This is a genomic window from Lactococcus sp. FSL K6-0773 (assembly GCF_038006485.1).
In the GTDB taxonomy this organism is placed as follows: Bacteria; Bacillota; Bacilli; order Lactobacillales; family Streptococcaceae; genus Lactococcus; species Lactococcus lactis.
The window spans coordinates 91,303-110,873 of record NZ_JBBOVF010000001.1; the positions used below are offsets into that span (position 1 = coordinate 91,303).

At 35.4% G+C, this 19,571-nt stretch carries 17 protein-coding genes; all 17 read left to right on the top strand.

All coding sequences use genetic code 11. The features are described 5' to 3' along the window. Positions 1–210 precede the first annotated feature (210 nt). The 17 genes from MHB61_RS00550 to phoU all read left to right on the top strand — a co-directional run bounded on the left by MHB61_RS00550 (position 211) and on the right by phoU (position 19,553). Positions 211–1,632: an NCS2 family permease gene (locus MHB61_RS00550; protein ID WP_003130403.1), complete on the top strand. Its 1,422-nt coding sequence runs from the start codon at positions 211–213 to the stop codon at positions 1,630–1,632. A 214-nt stretch (positions 1,633–1,846) separates the two neighbouring features. Beyond that, positions 1,847–2,671 carry an alpha/beta hydrolase gene (locus MHB61_RS00555; protein WP_023164441.1) on the top strand — a complete coding sequence of 275 codons (825 nt, stop codon included), beginning with the start codon at positions 1,847–1,849 and terminating at the stop codon, positions 2,669–2,671. 161 nt (positions 2,672–2,832) lie between these two features. Further along, the gene (locus tag MHB61_RS00560; protein WP_003130405.1) at positions 2,833–3,918 is read left to right on the top strand and encodes a YdcF family protein; all 1,086 of its coding nucleotides are present in this window, start codon (positions 2,833–2,835) and stop codon (positions 3,916–3,918) included. A gap of 73 nt (positions 3,919–3,991) precedes the next feature. Then, positions 3,992–4,981 (top strand): competence protein CoiA, encoded by a 990-nt coding sequence (locus MHB61_RS00565; protein ID WP_014570680.1) that lies wholly within the window; start codon positions 3,992–3,994, stop codon positions 4,979–4,981. A gap of 62 nt (positions 4,982–5,043) precedes the next feature. After that, complete coding sequence (gene pepF / locus MHB61_RS00570) at positions 5,044–6,849, top strand: oligoendopeptidase F (RefSeq protein ID WP_032398794.1); 1,806 nt, start codon at positions 5,044–5,046, stop codon at positions 6,847–6,849. Between the two features lie 2 nt (positions 6,850–6,851). Beyond that, positions 6,852–7,535 (top strand): O-methyltransferase, encoded by a 684-nt coding sequence (locus tag MHB61_RS00575; RefSeq protein ID WP_010906108.1) that lies wholly within the window; start codon positions 6,852–6,854, stop codon positions 7,533–7,535. A 153-nt stretch (positions 7,536–7,688) separates the two neighbouring features. After that, on the top strand, positions 7,689–8,615 hold the full coding sequence (locus MHB61_RS00580; RefSeq protein ID WP_010906107.1) for a peptidyl-prolyl cis-trans isomerase: 927 nt from the start codon (positions 7,689–7,691) through the stop codon (positions 8,613–8,615). Positions 8,616–8,880: 265 nt separating this feature from the next. After that, entirely contained in the window at positions 8,881–11,499 is a 2,619-nt protein-coding gene (gene alaS, locus MHB61_RS00585) for an alanine--tRNA ligase (protein ID WP_137016659.1), read from the top strand. 104 nt (positions 11,500–11,603) lie between these two features. Next, the gene (locus MHB61_RS00590; RefSeq protein WP_031296345.1) at positions 11,604–12,161 is read left to right on the top strand and encodes an SGNH/GDSL hydrolase family protein; all 558 of its coding nucleotides are present in this window, start codon (positions 11,604–11,606) and stop codon (positions 12,159–12,161) included. Positions 12,162–12,192: 31 nt separating this feature from the next. Next, complete coding sequence (gene smpB / locus MHB61_RS00595) at positions 12,193–12,660, top strand: SsrA-binding protein SmpB (RefSeq protein ID WP_003130878.1); 468 nt, start codon at positions 12,193–12,195, stop codon at positions 12,658–12,660. A gap of 277 nt (positions 12,661–12,937) precedes the next feature. Further along, positions 12,938–13,834, top strand: coding sequence for a phosphate ABC transporter substrate-binding protein (locus MHB61_RS00600; protein ID WP_003130880.1), 897 nt, complete (start codon positions 12,938–12,940; stop codon positions 13,832–13,834). A 346-nt stretch (positions 13,835–14,180) separates the two neighbouring features. Beyond that, complete coding sequence (locus MHB61_RS00605; RefSeq protein ID WP_003130881.1) at positions 14,181–15,032, top strand: phosphate ABC transporter substrate-binding protein PstS family protein; 852 nt, start codon at positions 14,181–14,183, stop codon at positions 15,030–15,032. Between the two features lie 120 nt (positions 15,033–15,152). After that, positions 15,153–16,076 carry a phosphate ABC transporter permease subunit PstC gene (gene pstC / locus MHB61_RS00610; RefSeq protein WP_003130883.1) on the top strand — a complete coding sequence of 308 codons (924 nt, stop codon included), beginning with the start codon at positions 15,153–15,155 and terminating at the stop codon, positions 16,074–16,076. Beyond that, a complete protein-coding gene (gene pstA / locus MHB61_RS00615; RefSeq protein WP_003130884.1) occupies positions 16,076–16,969 on the top strand; it encodes a phosphate ABC transporter permease PstA in 894 nt (297 codons plus the stop codon). The genes pstC and pstA overlap by 1 nt, the downstream gene beginning before the upstream one ends. 33 nt (positions 16,970–17,002) lie before the next feature. Next, the gene (gene pstB / locus MHB61_RS00620; protein ID WP_003130885.1) at positions 17,003–17,812 is read left to right on the top strand and encodes a phosphate ABC transporter ATP-binding protein PstB; all 810 of its coding nucleotides are present in this window, start codon (positions 17,003–17,005) and stop codon (positions 17,810–17,812) included. A gap of 164 nt (positions 17,813–17,976) precedes the next feature. After that, positions 17,977–18,738, top strand: coding sequence for a phosphate ABC transporter ATP-binding protein PstB (pstB, locus tag MHB61_RS00625; RefSeq protein ID WP_003130886.1), 762 nt, complete (start codon positions 17,977–17,979; stop codon positions 18,736–18,738). A gap of 161 nt (positions 18,739–18,899) precedes the next feature. After that, a complete protein-coding gene (gene phoU, locus MHB61_RS00630; protein ID WP_003130887.1) occupies positions 18,900–19,553 on the top strand; it encodes a phosphate signaling complex protein PhoU in 654 nt (217 codons plus the stop codon). Positions 19,554–19,571: the final 18 nt, after the last annotated feature.

Below are 19,571 nucleotides of genomic sequence, written 5' to 3' on the forward strand. Positions count from 1 at the left end.
AGCACTTTTTAAAAAGCTTGTTCGTTATTACCGAATAATTAAAGGATTTAGAGTAGTTTTTATGCTAAGTTTCTTGTTTCCTTAACTAAAACTGATTAGAATAATAATATAATGTTTTTTATTTTATGACGTGTTTGCTTAAAAAGCAAAGACAACTTTTTATCAAAGGGTTGAAATTTTAATCACAGACCCTAAAAGGAGAAATTATTCGTGAACAAGTTCTTTAAACTTGAAGAAAACGGCACAACAGTTGGCCGTGAAATAATGGCTGGTTTGACTACATTCTTTGCTATGAGTTATATCCTCTTTGTTAACCCACAAGTTTTGGGTACAACAGGAATGCCTGTCCAAGCAGTTTTCTTAGCAACTATTTTGGCCTCTATTGTTGGGACACTTGCAATTGCCTTAATCGCTAATGTTCCCTACGCTTTGGCACCCGGAATGGGTCTAAATGCATTCTTTGCTTACACTGTTGTATTATCTCTTGGTTATACTTGGCAAGAAGCTTTGGCAATGGTCTTCATTTGTGGGATTATCAATATTATTATTACTTTTACTTCCATTCGTAAAGCAATCATTCTTGGAATTCCTGAAAGTTTACAACACGCAATTGGTGGTGGTATCGGTATTTTCATTGCCTATATTGGGATTAAAAATGCAGGAATTTTGCGTTTTATCGCTGACCCAGGAACTTATGTGAACAACCATGGAACTATTACAGCAAATTCATCAATTGTTCCAGAACTTGTAACTTTTAATAACCCAGGCGTATTAGTCGCACTTGTTGGGATTGTAGTGACAATGTTCTTTGTTATTCGTAAATGGCGTGCAGGAATTTTACTTTCAATCTTAGTAACAACTATCCTAGCTCTTTTGACTGGTGTAGTTAAAGTTGATGTGAATACTTTATTTGCTGAAAACAACTTAGGAACAGCTATCAATCAAATGGGAACAACCTTTGGTGCTGCTTTTGGTCCAAAAGGTTTTGGCTCTTTATTCTCAGACTCATCACGTTATATTGAAGTTTTGATGACAGTCCTTGCTTTCTCATTGACATCTATCTTTGACCCAATTGGTACCTTTATTGGAACAGGTCGCGCAACAGGAATCTTTACAGATGAAGATTTGAAAGATATGGAAACAAGTCATGGTTTCTCTTCTAAAATGGATAAAGCTTTGTTTGCTGACATGATTGCCACTCCAATCGGAGCAATTTTCGGAACATCAAATACAACTGTTTATGTGGAATCTGCAGCCGGAATTGGTGCAGGGGGACGTACTGGTCTTGCATCTGTTGTAACGGCAATTATGTTTGCTGTCTCAAGTTTATTCTTACCACTTCTTGCAATTGTTCCAACACAAGCAACTGCACCAATCTTGATTATTGTTGGGATGATGATGCTTGGTTCATTTAAAGAAATTAAATGGGGTGATTTGACTGAAGCAATTCCTGCTTTCTTTGCCTCAGTATTTATGGGACTTGCTTACTCAATCTCTTATGGGATTGCAGCTGGTTTCATCACTTACATTCTGGTCAAACTGTTCACAGGAAAAGTGAAAGAAGTAAAACCTGTCATTTGGGTTGTTGCACTTTTATTCTTGATTAACTTCGCTGTTTTGGCAGTACTTTAAAAAATTAAGATTCGTCAGTAAATGACGGGTCTTTTTTACTCACAGCTTTAGTCGCAAGCCAATGAAACAAATATAATGCATATCTAAAGATAAAAAAATTACTGCTTTGGCTAATTTATGCTAAAATCAAATGAAAGAGTATTGAATGTAAAAAATGTGAGTAATCTAAAGAAATATGTGAGAAGCAAAGCATGAAAAAAATATTTCTCTTATTGTGAGTTTTATTGGTGTATTTATAATTGGTGTTATTATTGGGCGGTTTATTTTAGCTCCCCACCCACCTTTAGCGGATGATAATCGACCGGTATATCCTACTATTTATATTACAGGTTCTGATGGCAAAGCATCAACTATGAATACTATGGTTAATGATGTAACTTCTGATCGAGATACTCGGGCTAGAAAGGGACTGACAATCGTCGTTGATACAGATAATAATTATTCACTTAAAGTGACTGGTAAAATTGATAAGCATAATACATATCCAACGATAGAAGTGGGAATGGTCAAAGGGACCAATAATTCTTTGAAGTACGAGGGTTCTTTAAAAGCGATTATGTCTTATCTTGGTAAGCATTATAATATTCCTTATGCGAATGTTTTAGGATATTCTGCAGGAGGTTCAGGTGTTTACCGTTATTTAATTGAATATGGATATGACCGTAGCCTTCCTCCAATAAAAAAATGGGTCTCTCTTGATGGTCAATTTAATGCCAGTACTCCACAACCGGATCAAACGCTAGCCCAAGTTTTGACGGATGGTCCTAAAGTTAAGACGAAATATTATGATTATTGGTTGCAAAATTATGAACGAGTTGATAAAAGTATTCAAGCGGTGTTGCTTGCGGGAGATTACGATAGTGAAAAGCAAACCGATGGTACAGTTCCTTGGGCGGATAGTTTTTCAATCTATCGTTTACTGATGAAAAATGGAAATTCTGTAGTTCATTATCTTATTAAAGGCAAAGATACATCACATGCTGAAATGCCTCATAATAAACAAGCAATCAATTATATTAAAGTGTTCTTTTATGAGTAAAAAGAACGTTAAAAAATTTTAAATTGAAATGACTTTTCATAAAGGTCATTTTTTATTATTAAATCTAGGCTAAATACAAGATATAGTTTACAAAATTTATTCAAAAGAAGACTTGGCGCAATTGATTGACAGTTTGCTTCAAGTCAAGGTATAATAACAGCATGGATATAAAGAATGGTTTATTTATTATTGGGGTAATCCCAACAATACTTTTTGCAGTATTGACGTTTATTTTTTGGTGGAAAATTAGAAAACTGAAGGATTTAAGAACGTTACGATTGGGGCGTTTATCATTTTTTGCTTTGCTCTTTTTGTGGATTACAATTAATGGAATTATTGGTTCAGGATTAGTATTAACCGAATTGCATCAAAATGTACTTTTATTATTACTTATTGCTGAAGCAGTTGTGATGTTCTTAATCATACCAATGATAATCGGTATTATTGTACCTATAAGTATCGTTGTGTTAACAATAAAGATGTGGCGCAGAGAATCAAAATCGATAGGGAATCTTTTATTGGCTATTGTTGTGTTGACCTTTTTAGTAGTTGACTGGATTCATCTTTCAATGGGCAGATTACCGGATAGTTGGATTTGGCTAAAAATATTAGGAATGGTTTATCCCATTCTTTCAATTTATCTTGCTTGGCAATTTGGAATTTTCTTTTTATCAAGTTGGGTCTATGGTCGGCGTGTTCGAAAACAAAGAGCAAATTACTATGTTGTCCTAGGCGCAGGGTTAATTCAGGGAGAACATGTGGGTAAATTGTTAGGAAATCGAATTTTGGCAGCGGTCAAAGCTGTCCGCGATAATGAAACAATTTTAGTTTTTTCAGGTGGACAAGGTCCTGATGAGAAAGTTTCTGAAGCTAGAGCTATGCAACGGTATGCGGTTGAAGTTCTTGGTTTTCCGATTGAGCGGACAATGCTTGAAGATCAATCAAGAACAACTTACGAAAACCTGTTTTTTTCTTCTCAATTGATTAGGGAAAAATTTCTATTCTTCACTTCTGATTACCATGTTTTTCGAGCAGCTCTTTTTGCAGCAATGTTAAAACTTGAAGCTCAAGGTGGGAAGGGTGGAAAGACAGCTATGTATTATCGTGTTCCAGCTTTTATTCGTGAATTTATTGCTGTTTTAAATTATGAAAAGAAAAAACATATGATACGAGTAGGAATCATTGTGGCTATCTTTTTGAGTATTGCTATTGTTTCACAAATTGGCTATTTTTGGAATCAAAGATAATAAAAAGTTACTGACAACTTTCTGTCAGTAACTTTTTTGGTTACAAATAAATACTTTTTTCGTATAGTAAGATATGTTGACAGCAATTGATGAAAATGGACAAGTAGTAAACTTATTAGAAATAGAAGTAAAAGAACTGACAGGAAAATATTTTTGTCCTTCTTGTAAATCAGAGTTATTTATAAAAAATGGTGAAATAAAGATGCCTCACTTTGCTCATAAATCTCTCAAAGCTTGCGACTTATGGCTTGAAAACGAATCTGAACAACATTTAGGATTAAAAAAAGCACTCTATCAATGGTTTAAAAAAACTGATAAGGTGGAAATTGAAGCTTATATTCCTGAATTTAAGCAGAGGCCAGATTTATTGGTAAATGATACAATAGCTATTGAAATTCAATGTTCTCATCTTTCTATGAAACGTTTAAAAGAAAGGACAGAGAATTATCAAGTCCACGGTTTTACGGTACTTTGGCTTATGGGGCAAGATTTATGGTTAAAAGACCAAATAACAGAACTTCAAAAAAATCTAGTCTATTTTTCAGAAAATAGAGGTTTCTATTATTGGGAGTTAGATTTCAAAGCTCAGAAGATGAGATTAAAATCCCTGATTCATGAAGATTTGCGTGGAAAAATTATTTATTTACAAGAAGAAATTCCTTTTGGGGAAGGACGACTTATTGAGCAATTACGACTGCCTTTTTTATCACAAAAGTTACTGACAATACCACTTATTGTTGATCTTAAACTAGCAGAATTTATTCGTCGGCAACTTTATTATTGTTCACCAAAATGGTTGAAAATTCAGGAAAAATATTACCAAAGAGGTGAAAATTTGTTGAATTTGACTTTTGAACGTTCATTTATTGCTCCTTTGGGATTGAACTTACTTGAAGTTTTTGATGATAAAATTCCTTTACATAAATTTACTCAAATTAAGCATAATATTAATCTCTATTATGAAAACTTTTTAATAAATTTTCAGCAAAATAGCTTTAAGGAAGTCTATTCTCCCCGTTTCTATGCTATAATGAAAAAGCAGAAGAAGGATATGAATGAATGAAATTCTGCTAATAAGTTTTTAATGTGAATAAAAATTAATTTGAGTAAAAAGGAGTGATCTTCATGGCTAAGAACAGAAATGAAATTCCTGAAAAATTAACTTGGGATTTGACGACAATTTATAAAACAGATAAAGAATGGGAAGCAGAGCTAACTAGAATAAAAAGCGAACTTTCACTCGTTGAAGAGACAGACCCCGGTCATTTACTTGATTCAGCTGAAAGTCTTCTGATAATTACCGAAAAAATGTTATCCATTTCTCAACAAGTTGAAAAACTATATGTTTATGCTTCAATGAAAAATGACCAAGATACCAGAGAGGCTAAGTATCAGGAGTATCAGTCAAAAGCAACAGCCCTCTATATGAAATTCGGAGAGGTCTATGCCTTCTATGAACCTGAGTTTTTGAAAATTTCAAAAGAAGTCTATAACAAATGGTTGGGGGAGCTTAAAAAATTAAAAAACTATGACCATATGTTTGAGCGCCTTTTTGCAAAAAAAGCTCATATTCTTAGTCAAAAAGAGGAAAAGTTATTGGCTGCGGCTGGTGAAATTTTTGAAAGTCCTTCAGAAACTTTTGAAATTTTTGATAATGCGGATATTAAGTTACCTATGGTCAAAAATGAATCTGATGAGATGATTCAACTCACGCATGGAAATTACTCTTCCTTAATGGAAAGTAAGAATAGGGGAGTACGAAAAGCAGCCTACAAAGCACTTTATAGTAATTATGAACAATATCAGCATACTTATGCAAAGACCTTACAGACTAATGTAAAAGTCCATAATCTTAAAGCCCAAATCCGCTCTTATGATTCAGCCCGTCAAGCTGCTCTGGCTAATAATTTTGTTCCAGAAAAAGTTTACGATGTTTTGATGGAGGCCATTCATCAACATTTGCCACTTTTACATCGTTATATTGAACTACGCAAGAAAATTTTAGGAATTACTGATTTAAAGATGTATGATATCTATACTCCATTATCTAATTTAGATTATAAATTTAACTATGAAGATGGAGTGAAAAAAGCAGAAGAAGTTTTAGCGATATTTGGTAAAGAATATAAAGGAAAAGTTAAAGCAGCTTTTGAACAAAGATGGATTGATGTCGAAGAAAATATCGGAAAACGTTCGGGTGCTTATTCAGGTGGATCTTATGATACCAATGCTTTTATGCTTCTAAATTGGCAAGAAACGTTAGATGATCTTTTTACTTTAGTTCATGAAATGGGGCACTCAATGCATAGTGCTTTCACGCGTGAAAACCAACCATATGTTTATGGGGATTATCCAATCTTTTTAGCTGAAATTGCCTCAACTACAAATGAAAATATTTTAACTGAAACTTTATTAAAGGAAAGTAAAGATGATAAGGAGCGCTTCGCCCTTTTGAACCACTGGCTTGATAGTTTCCGTGGAACTGTTTTCCGTCAGAGTCAATTTGCCGAATTTGAACAAAAAATTCATGAAGCAGATGCTGCCGGTGAAGTTTTAACAAGTGAATACTTAAACTCACTTTATGGCGAAATAAATGAAAAATACTATAATTTAGCAGTCAAAGAAAATCCAGAAATTCAGTATGAATGGGCTAGAATTCCGCATTTTTATTATAATTTCTATGTTTTTCAATACGCAACAGGTTTTGCTGCGGCAACTTTCTTAGCTGAAAAAGTTGTTCATGGTTCAACTGAGGATCGTCAAAAATATCTTGAATATTTGAAGGCAGGTTCCTCAGCTTATCCTTTAGAAGTAATTGCCAAAGCTGGAGTTGATATGGAATCTACCGATTATTTAGATGCTGCCTTTGAGCTTTTTGAAAATCGATTGAGTGAATTAGAAAAATTAGTTGAAAAAGGAGTCCATCTTTAAAAATGGTTGAAACATATAAACGTACAAGTAACCCCATGATGAATCGACCAGTTGTCAAAGCAGAGTTAGTAGAATGGATGCGTTCAAGTCAAACACAAATAACCGGAGAACTTGCAGAAGTACTGAAATTTGCTAAAGAAAATAATATTCCAGTTATCCCACATGAGACAGTTATTTATTTTCAAATGTTGTTGAGTTTGTTGCAGCCAAAAAGAATTCTCGAAATCGGAACAGCAATTGGTTTTTCGGCTCTCATAATGGCTCAAGAGGTTCCAAATGCGGAGATTGTAACAATTGACCGTAATCCTGAAATGATTGAGTTAGCCAAAAAAAATCTGGGCAAGTATGACCATCGAAACCAAATTATTCTTAAAGAGGGCGATGCTGCAGATATTTTGAAAGAGTTATCGGGCTCATTTGATGTAATCTTTATGGACTCAGCTAAATCAAAATATATCGAATTCCTACCAATTGCTCTAGATCTACTATCTGAAAATGGAGTGATTTTAATGGATGATATTTTTCAAGGTGGAGAAATATTGACCCCAATTATGGAAATCAAAAGAAATCAGCGGGCGCTAGAGCGTGGCTTACGCAAGCTTTTTGATGAGGTCTTAGATAATCCGAAATATTTAACAAGTATTCTCCCACTTGGAGATGGCTTGTTGATGATAAAAAAAGCATAAATTAAACTTTTAGGTTGTCAATTCGCTGATTCATTTTTTGGTGTATTTAAAGCTTTATTTAATTTTTTATGATATAATTGCAACAAGTTAAAAATAAAAGGATGTTTTAGGACACATTAACTACAAACATCGAATCATGCGAAGGAGAATATCTTGAAATTCAAAAAACTCGGATTAGTTATGACTACTGTCTTTGCCGGAGCCGCATTGGTAACCTTATCTGGTTGCTCAAGTAGCGATTCAGCAAGCAAGGATATCATCACAATGAAAGGTGATACCATTCGCGTTTCTGATTTATACAAGGAAGCCAAACAATTTCCATCACAACCGACAAATACATTACTTCAAAATTTAACTTTTGACAAAATTTTTACTAAAGACTTTGGAAAAGAAGTAACCGATAAAGATGTCAGCAAAAAAGTTAAGTCAATTAAAGACCAATATGGTAGCCAATTTTCATCTGCTTTGCAACAACAAGGCTTGACTGAAGCAAGTTTCACACCATACATGCGTACACAAATGCTTGAACAAGCAGCGATTGACCATGAAATCAAAGAAACTCAATATACAGATGCTAATCTTAAAAAAGCTTGGGAATCTTACCATCCAGATGTAACAGCTTATGTTGTTTCTGAAACATCAAAAGATGCAGCAACAAAAGCGTTGGATGCCGCTAAAAAAGATGATGCTGGTAAAGCAAGCTTTGAAAAAACAAATGCTGAAAGCAAAGTAACATTTAATTCAACTTCAACAAGTGTTCCAACAGAAGTTCAAACAGCTGCTTTCAAATTGAAAAATGGCGAGTTTTCAGATGTGATTGAATCAACAAGTTCATCAACAGGTGCTACTTCTTACTATATTGTCGAAATGGTAAAAACATCTGAAAAAGGAACTGACATGAACAAGTACAAAAAAGAACTTCAAAATGTCATTAAAACTGAAAAAGAACAAGATACAACATTTGTAAGTGGAGTTATTGCTAAATACCTCAAAAAGAATAACGTAACTGTGAAAGAATCTGCATTTGCATCACTCTTCTCACAATTTACACAAACATCAAGTTCTTCATCATCTAAATAATTTAGATAATAAAAATTAACTTTAAAGAGAGCTCTAAATGGTGAGAATGAGCAAGTTAAAAAAAGTGCTTATAGCAGCGATAACTGCTTTAACAACCGAACTAAGATGATAGAAATTCTATTGTGAATAAGGGTGGTACCGCGGTATAACTGTATACGCCCCTTTGTTTACGGTAGAATTTTATTATTTTATTGTGAAAATTTTAACAAAGTATATGAAATAAGTTTATTGTTAGACTTTAAACTTTATATAAAAGGAGAAAATAATGAAAACCATGACTTCCGCAGAAGTTCGCCAAATGTTCCTCGACTTTTTCAAATCAAAAGGTCACACTGTGGAACCTTCTCAAAGTCTTGTTCCTGTAAATGACCCAACTTTGCTTTGGATAAATTCAGGAGTAGCAACGCTGAAAAAATATTTTGATGGTTCAGTAGTGCCGGAAAATCCTAGATTGACTAATGCTCAAAAGGCTATCCGGACAAATGATATTGAGAATGTTGGTAAAACAGCACGTCACCATACTATGTTTGAAATGCTCGGTAACTTTTCAATTGGGGATTATTTCCGTAAAGAAGCGATTGCTTTTGCTTGGGAATTATTGACAAGTTCTGAATGGTTTGAATTCCCAGCAGAAAAACTTTACATCACTTATTACCCAGCTGATAAGGATACTTATAATCGTTGGGTTGAGGTTGGGGTAGGCCCAACACATCTTGTGCCAATTGAAGATAACTTCTGGGAAATTGGTGCTGGTCCTTCTGGTCCAGATACAGAAATTTTCTTTGACCGTGGAGAAGTTTATGACCCAGAACATGTGGGCTTAAAATTGTTGGCAGAAGACATTGAAAATGACCGTTATATTGAAATCTGGAACATTGTTCTTTCACAATTTAATGCCGATCCATCAATCCCTCGTTCAGAATATCCTGAATTGCCACAAAAAAATATTGATACGGGAATGGGACTTGAACGAATGGTTTGCATTATTCAAGGCGGAAAAACAAACTTTGATACAGACTTATTCTTACCAATCATTCGTGAAATTGAAAAACTATCTGGAAAAACATATAGTCCAGACAGCGAAAATATGAGTTTTAAAGTGATTGCTGATCATATTCGCTCACTCTCATTTGCTATCGGTGATGGTGCTTTGCCAGGAAATGAAGGACGTGGTTATGTTTTACGTCGCTTACTTCGTCGCGCGGTTATGCATGGTAAAAAATTGGGAATTCAAGGGAAATTCTTGGCTTCACTCGTTCCGACTGTTGGGAAAATCATGCAATCCTATTATCCAGAAGTGCTTGAAAAAGAAGACTTCATCATGCAAATTATTGATCGTGAAGAAGAAACTTTCAACCGCACGATTGATGCCGGTCAAAAATTGATTGATGAACTTTTGCTAAATCTTAAATCTGAAGGAAAAGATAGACTTGAAGGGGCAGATATTTTCCGCCTCTACGATACTTATGGTTTCCCTGTGGAATTGACAGAAGAATTGGCAGAAGATGAAGGATTCAAAATTGACCACGAAGGATTCAAAGTAGCCATGAAAGCTCAACAAGAGCGTGCACGTGCTGCTGTTGTCAAAGGTGGTTCAATGGGCGCTCAAAATGAAACATTGTCATCTATCGAAGTAGAATCAGAATTCCTTTATGAAGATAAGACTACTCAAGGAAAATTACTTGTATCTATTCAAGACGATGAAATTGTTGATGAAGTTTCTGGGAAAGCTCAACTTGTTTTTGATGTGACTCCTTTTTATGCTGAAATGGGTGGTCAAGTGGCTGACCATGGAGTAATTAAAGATGCAGAGGGTCAAGTTGTGGCTAATGTATTAGATGTACAACATGCGCCTCATGGCCAAAATCTTCATTCTGTTGAAACTCTTTCACCACTTAAAGTTGGTGAAAGCTATACTTTAGAGATTGACAAAGAACGCCGAGCTGCTGTTGTGAAAAATCATACAGCAACTCACTTACTTCATGCTGCTTTGCATAATATTGTTGGGAATCATGCGCTACAAGCTGGTTCACTTAATGAGGTTGAATTCTTACGTTTTGACTTTACGCACTTTGCACAAGTGACTAAAGAAGAATTGGCTGAGATTGAACGTCAAGTTAATGAAGTAATTTGGCAATCATTAAAAGTTGAAACAGTTGAAACTGATATTGCTACAGCCAAAGAAATGGGAGCGATGGCCCTCTTTGGTGAGAAATATGGGAAAAATGTTCGCGTTGTAAAAATTGGTGACTACTCTATCGAACTTTGTGGTGGAACACATACACAAACAACTTCTGAAATTGGTTTATTCAAGATTGTTAAAGAAGAAGGAATTGGTTCTGGTGTTCGCCGGATTATTGCTGTAACAGGTCAAAAAGCTTATGAAGCCTTTAAAGATGCTGAAAATACTTTGAATGAAGTAGCAACAATGGTTAAAGCGCCGCAAACTTCACAAGTTTTAGCAAAAGTTACTAGCTTACAAGATGAGCTTAAAACAGCTCAAAAAGAAAATGATGCTTTGGCTGGAAAACTTGCAGCAAGTCAATCAGATGAAATTTTTAAAAATGTGCAAACAGCTGGTTCTCTCAACTTTATCGCCAGTGAAGTAACTGTTCCTGACGCTAATGGTTTGCGTAATTTGGCAGATATTTGGAAACAAAAAGAGCTTTCAGATGTTCTTGTTTTAGTTGCTAAAATTGGTGAAAAAGTAAGTCTTTTAGTGGCTTCTAAGTCATCAGATGTAAAAGCAGGTAATTTAGTTAAAGAATTAGCACCTTTTGTTGATGGTCGTGGTGGTGGAAAACCAGATATGGCCATGGCTGGTGGTTCAAAAGCAGCAGGAATTCCTGAACTTTTGGCCGCAGTTGCTGAAAAATTAGCCTAAGAAGATAAATATCGTAGATTTTCTACGATATTTTTTATTTTCTGGATATGAGTCAGTAAATTTTTATGGTAAAATGATGAAAATACTTGAAAGAGATGCCTAAAATGAAGATTACAATTTTTGGAGATTCAATTACCAATGGTTTTGGAATGGATGAAGGGGGTTCGTCAAATATTATTGCAAGATTAATTGAGAAAAATGAGCCCAAGCTGAAAGTGGTACTTCATGGAATTAATGGAGATGATACTTATGGTGGACTTCTACGTCTAAAATACGTTCTAGAGGAAGAAGCGGACTTAAATTTTATTTTCTTTGGGGCAAATGATGCTTCGCCTTATCATTTGATTCGACCGGCAGAATTTCGCGAAAATTTATTAAAAATGATTTCGCAGTTGGGTGTAGAAAGAACGGTTCTAATTACTCCTCCTTTTTATAATGATGATGAACCGACACATTATAGTAAGCTTTCCGAGGTTGAACTTTTTAGAGAAGTCATATTAAATTTAGGCAAAGAAAAATCGCTTAAGGTGATTGATATTTTTCAGATAATGAAGAGCTCTGAAAATCCTAAAAATTTGTTGAGAGCTGATGGTTTACATTTTACATCAAGGGCTTATGAGTTGTTGGTCAGAGAGATTTTATCTGTCATTAAAAATCCTTAAATAAATGTTCATTTTGTGGTAAAATGAGGGCATGGTAAAAAATACAGAAGATAAGCCTTTAGCTCAGAACAAAAAGGCTCGGCATGATTATGAAATTTACGAAACTTTTGAAGCAGGAATTGTGCTGACAGGAACGGAGATTAAGTCTGTTCGTCAGGCAAAAATTCAATTAAAAGATGGATTTGCCAGAGTTCGTAATGGAGAAGTTTGGTTATCAAATGTTCATATTGCTCCTTTTGAGCAGGGCAATATTTTTAATGTTGAAGAATTGCGTACGCGGAAACTATTACTAAATAAAAAAGAAATTGCTAAGATTGATAAGGAATTATCAGGGACAGGAATTACTTTTATTCCTTTAAAAGTTTATTTGAAAAATGGCTTTGCTAAGGTTTTGATGGGGCTTGCCCGTGGTAAGAAAGATTACGATAAACGTGAAACGCTCAAACGTAAAGAACAAAATCGGGATATTGCAAGACAAATTAAAGCTTATAACCGTTAAAGAAATCACTGATAAATCTGTCAGTGATTTTTTTACTGACAGAATTGTCAGCTTGCTGATAATTCTTTTATTTACAGCGAAAATATGCCTTCTTTGTCATATTTTATTGACAGATTTACCGTCAGTAAAAAAGTTTTCAAGATAAAAATATCGTTTACAATCCATTTACCTTGTATTTACTAAGTGTTTACACCCAGTGCCTTCTTTCGATGATAGAATAGTTTTGTAAGCAAAAACGCTTAACAACTTATTTAGAAATTAATTGGAGAAACTTCTCATGAAAAAGAAAATTCTTGTTGGTCTTATTACTGCTGGTGCATTGTTAACTTTGGCAGCTTGTGGTTCATCAAACGGCTCATCATCTAGTAGCTCAAGTTCTTCTGACAAAGCTCTGTCAGGAAAAATTATTGCTGGAGGTTCAACTGCTCTTCAACCATTAGCACAACAATCGTCAACAGAATTTATGGCAAAAAATACTGGTGTTCAAGTGACTGTGCAAGGTGGTGGTTCTGGTGTTGGTTTGACACAAGTTGCAGCTGGTTCTTTCCAGATTGGGAACTCTGATATTTTTGCTGAAGAAAAATCAGGAATTGATGCTTCTGCAATTACTGACCATAAAGTAGCGGTTGTTGGTTTTGCACCGATTGTTAACGCAAAAATTGATGTTAAAAACTTAACTTCTCAACAATTGCAAGATGTCTTCACAGGTAAGGTGACAAACTGGAAAGATGTGGGCGGTTCAGACCAAAAAATTACGGTTATCGGACGGACTGAGGGTTCTGGAACTCGCGTAAACTTTGATAAATTCGCACTTGGTGGAGCAACAGAGGTTAAAGGCCCAACACAAGATGCTTCAGGTTCAGTTGTTCAAATGGTAGGTCAAACACCAGGAGCGATTTCATATGTGGCACTTTCTTATGTTGATACAAGTAAAGACATCAAAGATATTTCGATTGATGGTGTTGAGCCAACAGAAGCAAATGTTGTAACTAATGACTACAAAGTTTGGTCTTACGAACATATGTACACCAATACTAAGAAAGAAACTGCAGCAGATAAAGCTTTCATTAAATATGTGGCAGAAAACAACAAGGACATCAAAAAATTGGGATACATTCCAATCAGTGACATGAAAGTTGAACGTGACGCTGACGGAAATATCACTAAAAAATAATACTGACAGTAAGTCAATTTCAAAATAATTTAAGTCTGTCAGTAAATTTAACAATTAATAAATTAGTTTATAACCATAGGATTCAAAGCAATAAAAATTTTCTTCTTCATAAATTAAAATTTAAAAGTTTGACTCCTTTTTTATAAAAATTTTATCAGTGAACATAAACAGGATGAACTGATGAGAGACTATCTTTAAATTTTTCTTCATAATTCTTTCCCTAAAAGACAGGAAATTGCTCACTCTTTTTCAGAGTTGGGCATTTTCCCGTATTATTTACAAAACATTTACATAAGAACGCTATCATCAACCGCTCATTGATAGGCCATTATGGTATAATTAAGCTATGAAGAAGAAAATTTTTATTGCTTTGATGGCCAGTGTGAGTTTATTTGCATTGGCAGCTTGTGGTTCTGGAAATAAACAGGTCACAGCAGGTGGCTCAACTGCCTTGCAACCCATGGTTGAACATGCTTCTATGGCATATATGAAGCAAAATCCTGATGAAATTATTATGGTTCAAGGTGGTGGTTCTGGTGTCGGATTGGCTCAAGTTGCGGCTGGTTCTTTCCAGATTGGGAATTCTGATATTTTCGCTGAAGAAAAATCAGGAATAGCAGTTGATAAAATTATTGACCATAAAGTTGCTGTCATTGGTTTTGCACCAATTATCAACAAAAAGTTAAAAGTTTCAAATTTGACTCAACAAGAACTGATTGATATTTTCACTGGTAAAATTACCAACTGGAAAGAAGTAGGAGGTCAAGACCAAAAAATTACGGTCATTGGTCGTACTGCTGGTTCAGGAACGCGAGTAAATTTTGATAAATATGCTTTGAATGGTGCCACAGAAGTGAATGGTCCAACTCAAGATGCTTCAGGTTCTGTTGTCCAATTAGTTGGGCAAACGCCAGGGGCTATTTCATATGTTGCTTTCAGTTACACCAACAAACCCGGTGTAAAGGCGGTTAATGTTGATGGTGTTGAGCCAACTTATGACAATGTAAAAACTAATGCATGGAAAATTTGGTCATATGAGCATATGTACACCAACAAATCTCGTAAGAACACAATCGAAAATAAATTTATCGAATACGTTCAAAATGATAAGAAAACCCTAGAGCAGCTTGGTTATATCCGTGTTTCTGAAATGAAGGTTGACCGTGATGCTAAAGGAAATGTTGAAAAAATTAAATAATTACTGATGGAAATTAAACTTATCCTCCGTCAGTAAAAAAATTAGTCAAAATAAGTTTAATCAATAACTTCATTTGCATTAATCAGATAGATGCAAATTAACAAAAATAGTTAGGTCCCTATGGAAAATTCAAAAATCAAAGAAAAATTGCTTTCAAGCAATAAAAATTCAAGACTTGAAAAATTTGGTAAGAGTTTAACTTTCTTATGTATTGCCCTTATTGTCTTCGTTGTAGGTGCAATTCTTGTCTTTGTTGCTCAAAAAGGTCTGTCAACTTTCTATTCAGATGGTGTTAATCCTTTCCGTTTCCTTTTTGGAACAAATTGGTCACCAGGTAATCTTGGCCCTGACGGTAAACCCGCAGTTGGCGCATTGCCGATGTTTACGGGGTCATTGATTGTTACTGTACTTTCAGCCCTTGTTGCCACTCCATTTGCGATTGGTGCGGGAATTTATATGACAGAAATTTCACCAAAATATGGTAAGAAAATTTTGCAACCTGTCATTGAACTTCTTGTTGGTATTCCTTCAGTTGTTTATGGCTTCATTGGTTTGACTGTTGTTGTTCCAGCCATTCGTAATGTTTTTGGTGGAACTGGTTTGGGTCTCTTGTCAGGTGTGTTTGTACTCTTTGTCATGATTTTACCAACTGTAACCTCAATGACTGTGGATGCTATGAAAGCTGTCCCTTCTTATTATAAAGAAGCGTCACTCGGACTTGGTGCAACGCGTTGGCAAACAATTTGGCGTGTTCTTCTAAGAGCCGCAACACCAGGGATTTTGACCGCTGTTATCTTTGGAATGGCGCGTGCTTTTGGTGAAGCTCTTGCTATTCAAATGGTGGTAGGTAATGCTGTAATGATGCCAAAAGATTTGATTTCACCAGCTTCAACCTTGACTTCAATCTTGACATCAGGAATTCCAAATGCAACACCTGGTATTCAATTGAATGCACTTTGGTCACTTGCCTTACTCCTTTTGATTATGTCACTCTTTTTCAACCTCGCAATGCGTGCTATTGCTAAGAAAGGAAGTCTTAAATAATGAACGCTAAACGCTCTGACAAGATTGCCACTGGTGTCCTTTACGTCCTTTCTGGCATCATTGTTCTTATCCTCGCTTTTTTACTGGCTTATATTTTAATTAAAGGTTTGCCAGTTATCTTTAAAGATCCTAAATTTATCATCACCGCGTCAAATCCATTGACAGGTGGTGGGATTGCAGTCCAACTTTTTAACTCTGTTTATCTTTTGATAGTCACTTTGATTATTTCTGTTCCTTTATCACTTGGCGCAGGAATTTATCTGTCTGAGTATGCGAATCAAAAACATTGGTTAACTGGTGTTGTTCGCTCAGCTATTGAAGTTTTATCTTCACTTCCTTCAATCGTTGTTGGACTTTTCGGGATGTTAATTTTCGTATTACAATTTGGTCTTGGTTTCTCAGTTCTATCAGGTGCCTTGGCACTAACTGTGTTCAACTTACCATTGATGACTCGGAATGTTGAAGAATCACTTCGAGCAATTCCAACTTCACAACGTGAGGGTGGTTTGGCACTCGGAATGTCACGTTGGGAAACGGCAACACAAGTCATTTTACCAGCTGCTGTGCCCGGAATCATTACTGGGGTTATCTTATCTTCAGGACGCGTTTTTGGTGAAGCTGCGGCTTTGATTTACACTGCTGGACAAACGAACTTACCAATTAACTGGGCAAACTGGAATCCGATGAGCTTGACTTCGCCACTCTCACTTTTCAGACCAGCTGAAACTTTGGCTGTTCATATCTGGGCACTTAATACCGAAGGAACGATTTCAACAGCACAACAAATTTCTGCAGGAGCTTCAGCAGTATTGATTATCTTTGTTCTCCTCTTTAACTTGGGGGCACGTTTCCTTGGAAATAGAATTCACAAGAAGTTAACATCTTCTAACTAAGAAAATCAAAGATTTTATAGAGAAAGAATAATTATGGCAACAACATATGACTGGTCTCAGCGCAAAATTATGGTGCCTGAGAAAGAAGAAATTGCATTATCAACAAATGATTTGCGTGTTTTCTATAACGGAACAAAAGAAGCAATCCATGGCGTGACAATGTCTTTTCCTAAAAATGAAATCACAGCACTTATTGGTCCTTCAGGTTCTGGTAAATCAACCTATTTACGTGCTTTGAATCGCATGAATGACACGATTGATGGCGCTCGGGTGACTGGCGAAATCAATTATGAAGGGGTCAATATTAACGAAAATAAAGTGAATGTTTTTGAAGTTCGTAAGCAAATTGGGATGGTTTTCCAAAGACCTAATCCATTTCCAAAATCAATTTATGAAAATATTGCCTTCATTCATCGTCGTGATGGCGTGAGAGACAGGAAAAAACTGGATGAGATTGTTGAAACTTCATTAAAGCAAGCTGCTTTGTGGGATCAAGTAAAAGATAATCTTAATCAATCCGCACTTGCCATGTCCGGTGGACAAGCACAGCGCTTATGTATTGCAAGAGCATTGTCAGTAAAACCAGAAATTATTTTGATGGATGAACCAGCGTCAGCTCTTGACCCAATTTCAACAATGCAAATTGAAGAAACAATGATGGAACTTAAAGAAAATTATACGATTATCATTGTGACTCACAATATGGCTCAGGCTTCTCGGGCCTCTGACAATACAGCTTTCTTCTATTCAGGAGATTTGATTGAGTATGATAAAACAAGCACAATTTTTACTCAACCTAGTTTGCAATCAACAGAAGATTATGTTTCTGGTCACTTTGGTTAAGAGAAAATAAAGTTTAAAATTACTGACGGAATTTTCGTTAGTAAAAAACTACTGACGGATTCTTGATTTGTCGAAAAACTTGTCCGTCATAGGACAGTCGTTTGTACTTTAGTACATTACGAATGTGCTAGTAGTTGTATCAGTAACTTATAAAAAGGTAAAATATGGAAAAAGAAGCAGTTTTAACCGTCAGCGACTTATCGCTTTATTACAGCAAGAAAAAAGCGTTGAATACGATAAACATGACATTCTATAAGAATGAAATTACAGCGCTCATTGGTCCCTCAGGATGTGGAAAATCAACGCTTTTACGTTCAATCAATCGAATGAATGATTTGATTCCAACAGTAACAATTACTGGAGCCATTGATTATAAAGGTAAAAATATTTACAGTCCTAAAGTTGATACTGTTGATTTACGTAAAGAAATTGGCATGGTTTTCCAACAACCCAATCCTTTTCCATTTTCAATTTATGAAAATGTGGTTTATGGATTGCGTTTAAAAGGAGTGAAAGATAAGGCACTTCTTGATGAAGTGGTGGAAAATTCACTCAAAGCAGCAAATATTTGGGATGAAGTTAAGGATATTTTGCACAGTTCAGCACTTGGACTTTCAGGTGGGCAACAACAAAGGGTTTGTATCGCACGTGTCCTTGCTGTCAATCCCGAAATTATCCTAATGGATGAACCAACATCAGCCCTTGACCCAATTTCAGCGGCTCGTGTCGAAGAAACCATGCTTGAACTTAAAAAAGATTATACAATCGCGATTGTTACACATAGTATGCAACAAGCATCACGAATTTCAGACCGTACCGCCTTTATGTTAGACGGAAATCTGATTGAGTATAATGATACGAAAAGTATTTTCTTAAATCCAGAAAAACAAGAAACTTCTGATTATATTTCTGGTAAATTTGGATAAATTTTACTGACAGCCTTTGATGCTGACTTTAAAATGGAATGGACCGTCTAGCCAAAGGCGAAGCGAGATATTTCATTAGCATTCATTAAAGAAAGCGAAATAGCGTTGATTTAAATGAATGTATCATAATAACATTACTATAAAAACAAAGAGGGGTAATTATGTTGCGTACACAATTTGAAGAAGATCTTAATAAACTTCATAATCAATTTTACTCAATGGGCACGCAAGTTTCTGCTCAATTGAATAAGGCCGTTCGTGCCTTTGTTAGCCATGATCGTGATTTGGCTGAACAAGTCATTGAAGGCGACCATGCCATTAATGACCAAGAAAAAAGTCTTGAAAATCAATCATTAGAAATGATTGCACTTCAACAACCGGTTTCTAGCGATTTAAGAACAATCATCACCGTTCTAAAAGCATCATCTGACCTTGAGAGAATGGGTGACCACGTTGCATCTATTGCTAAGGCAACCATTTCACTTAAAGGTGAAGAAAGAATTCACGTGGTTGAAGAAGATATTAGCTTACTCGGTGAAAAAGTTAAATCTATCGTTGATGCTTCACTCAATGCTTATATTCAAGGCAATGATAAACGGGCTCATGAAATTGCTGAACAACAATATGTCATCAAAAGTATGAGTCATGAAATTCAAGAAAAAATTCTTGACGGAATGAAAGAAAACTCTGAAACAGTAACAACAGGTAAAGAATACTTGTTGACACTGGTTTACTTAGAACGAATTACCGGTTATGCGGTCAATCTCTGTGAGTGGATTGTTTACTTGAATTCTGGAAACATTATTGAACTATAAAATAAAAAGTTACTGACA